This window comes from Paraclostridium benzoelyticum (assembly GCF_001006285.1).
In the GTDB taxonomy this organism is placed as follows: domain Bacteria; phylum Bacillota; class Clostridia; order Peptostreptococcales; family Peptostreptococcaceae; genus Paraclostridium; species Paraclostridium benzoelyticum.
In genome coordinates this window covers 1-2,818 of sequence record NZ_LBBT01000118.1, presented here as the reverse complement: position 1 = coordinate 2,818, position 2,818 = coordinate 1, and the positions used below count along the sequence as shown (strand labels likewise).

General features: G+C 27.6%; 5 protein-coding genes. All 5 read right to left on the bottom strand.

What is annotated here, in order from left to right; genetic code table 11:
* Positions 1-137: 137 nt before the first annotated feature.
* On the bottom strand, positions 138-854 hold the full coding sequence (gene jag / locus VN21_RS05130) for an RNA-binding cell elongation regulator Jag/EloR (RefSeq protein WP_046822353.1): 717 nt from the start codon (positions 852-854) through the stop codon (positions 138-140).
* Positions 826-1,533, bottom strand: a complete 708-nt coding sequence (locus VN21_RS05125; protein ID WP_046822352.1) for a YidC/Oxa1 family membrane protein insertase — start codon at positions 1,531-1,533, stop codon at positions 826-828. The genes jag and VN21_RS05125 overlap by 29 nt, the downstream gene beginning before the upstream one ends.
* 45 nt (positions 1,534-1,578) lie before the next feature.
* Positions 1,579-1,800 carry a membrane protein insertion efficiency factor YidD gene (gene yidD, locus VN21_RS05120; protein WP_332840843.1) on the bottom strand — a complete coding sequence of 74 codons (222 nt, stop codon included), beginning with the start codon at positions 1,798-1,800 and terminating at the stop codon, positions 1,579-1,581.
* A gap of 50 nt (positions 1,801-1,850) precedes the next feature.
* The gene (rnpA, locus tag VN21_RS05115; RefSeq protein ID WP_021428044.1) at positions 1,851-2,198 is read right to left on the bottom strand and encodes a ribonuclease P protein component; all 348 of its coding nucleotides are present in this window, start codon (positions 2,196-2,198) and stop codon (positions 1,851-1,853) included.
* 83 nt (positions 2,199-2,281) lie between these two features.
* Entirely contained in the window at positions 2,282-2,416 is a 135-nt protein-coding gene (gene rpmH, locus VN21_RS05110) for a 50S ribosomal protein L34 (RefSeq protein ID WP_021127392.1), read from the bottom strand.
* Positions 2,417-2,818: the final 402 nt, after the last annotated feature.

Below are 2,818 nucleotides of genomic sequence, written 5' to 3'. Positions count from 1 at the left end.
AATAAGCTCTATATAATATCATATCATGGTATATCGCTTAATCTTCATATACTTAAATTATTTCCTCAATCTAACTATTATATAAAAATTTTTTCAAAAATAAAACCCCCTATATATTTAGGAGGTTTGCTTTGCTTTTATTTTTTGTACTCTATTACAAGTCTTCTATATGGATCTACACCTTCACTATGAGTTTTTACAAACTTATCATTTTGAAGAGTTGAGTGAATTATTCTTCTCTCATATGGATTCATATAATCTAGCTTTTTAGTTTTTCTTGTTTTAGCAACTTCTCTAGCTACCTTATTTGCATATCTTATTAAAGATTCTTCTCTTTTTGATCTGTAATTTTCTATATCTATAAGGACCTTAAAGTGTGAGTCTTTTTTTACTTTGTTTAAAGCTAATCCTGCTAAAAATTGAATAGAATCTAAAGTTTCTCCTCTTCTACCAATTAATATTGCAGCATCTTTACCTGTTATATTAACTTTAACAACATTTTTTTCTTGATTTACATCAACTTGAGCTTCCATATTTAAATTATTAACTATATTTAATACGAAATCTCTAACCACATCTGACTCTTTTAATGTATCTTTGCTTTCTTCTTTTTTGTCTACAATAGCGATTTCTTTTTCTATTAATGGTTGTTCTTTTGAATCTGGAACTTCTACTTTTTCCTTAACAGTTATTTTAAAAATCCCATCTTTGTTTCCTATTAATCCCAAGAAACCTTTTACAGGTTCTTTTACAACCTCTACATCTATGTCTTCTCTATTTACTCTTAATTGTCCTAAAGCTTGTGATATAGCAATATCAATGTTTTTACTTTTTATTTCTAGGCTTTGTTTCATCTACTACACCCTCCCCAGAATTAGCAAGCTTAGTTCTTAATGGATTCATTATTAAGTAGTATTGAGCTAATTGGAATAAATTACTTACTGTCCAATATAACGCAAGACCAGCTGGGAAACTTATTCCCCACCAAAACATCATAAATGACATAAAGTATGTCATAATCTTCATAGACCCTTGTTGTTGATCTTGTGGCATAGTTAACTTTTGAGTTATAAACGTTGTTACTCCAGCTAACACAGCTATTATTAAAGTTTTATCTGGTGATGATAAAGATGTCATCCATAAAAATCCTGTGTCAGCAGCTTTTTGAGCAGCTTCACTTTGGAAAACATGGTGCGTAACTGGATTTCTTAATACATTATAAAGACCTATTAATATAGGAAATTGTATTAATAATGGTAAACATCCTGACATCGGATTTATTTTAGCCTCTTGGTAAACCTTCATTATTTCTTGATTTTGTTTTTCTGGTTTACTCTTGTATTTTTCTTGTATCTCTTTTATTTTTGGCTGAATATCTTGCATAGCCTTCATAGACTTTGTCTGTTTTATAGTTAGCGGTAATAATATTACTTTTACAACTATAGTGAATATAATAATAGCCCATCCATATTCAATTCCAAAATCTAATATAAATTTAAGAACTTGGCCTAATAAGTTACTAATAAAATTCAATTCTAATACCTCCTAAAGTGTCTTTATCTTTACTTTACAACATAATTACTTTAGAGGATCATATCCTCCGGGATGGAAAGGGTGACACTTTAATATTCTTCTTATGGCTAAATAAGACCCTTTTAGTGCCCCATATTTTTTCAAAGCTTCTATTGCATACTGAGAACAAGTTGGATAAAACCTACACGTAGGTCCTTTTAAAGGAGATATGTGTTTTTGATAAAATCTTACTATATATATAAAAACTTTAGTTAAATAATGGTTTATATTATTTAATAAGTTATATAATTGCTTCAATTTAATCCCCCATATCCTTATTAACCTTTTAATAGTTTAGACTTTTTAACTAAGCTCATAACCGATTTCTCTATATCTCTATACTCAGCATCTTTGCTAGCTACTCTAGCTATGAACACTAAATCATATCCATCTTTTATATGCTCATCACAGTTTAACCTAAAACCTTCTCTTATTCTTCTTCTAACCTTATTTCTAATATTAGCTTTTCCAACTTTCTTAGAAACAGAAAATCCTACTCTATTAAAGTCTGATTTATTATCCAGTATATACATTACTAAGTATTTATTTGCAAAAGATTTGCCGTGTTTGTATACTTTTCTAAAATCAGAGTCTTTTTTTATACCTTTAGTATTCTTGAAATCCATACTAAATCCTCCTAAAAACACAGCTTAAATTTATAATTTTTTACACAAAAAGGCTACTTTTCAGCAGCCCTTTTATAAAAAAATTAATGAGTTAATCTCTTTCTTCCTTTAGCTCTTCTTCTCTTTAGAACATTTTTTCCGTTAGAATTTTTCATTCTCTTTCTGAATCCATGCTCTTTTTTTCTTTGTCTTTTCTTTGGCTGATAAGTTCTTTTCATTTTTTGCACCGCCTTTCAAGATTAATTTTCCGTTTATAAAAATAATAACTTTACCCTCAAAGTAAGCATAACACGTACAATTATAAATCCTTTTAGGCTTATTGTCAACGTATTTTTGCGGTTGTTTTGTCAAGATTTCATAGTAAAAAATAATAGTTAATTTTGTTGACATTTTTATCAACAAGTCGTTAAATATGTGGATAAATTGTACATAAATTATTGAAGTTTAGCGTATATTCTGATATTATAAATATACCTGTTGATAATGTTTATAAATATTATTAACATTTTAAATTTATTCACAAGTTGTGGATAAAATGTGCATAACTTATTGTGTAAAAGATAATAATCAAGTTATAAACTATATTTTATTATTATTGATATTATTTATAACTTTATATA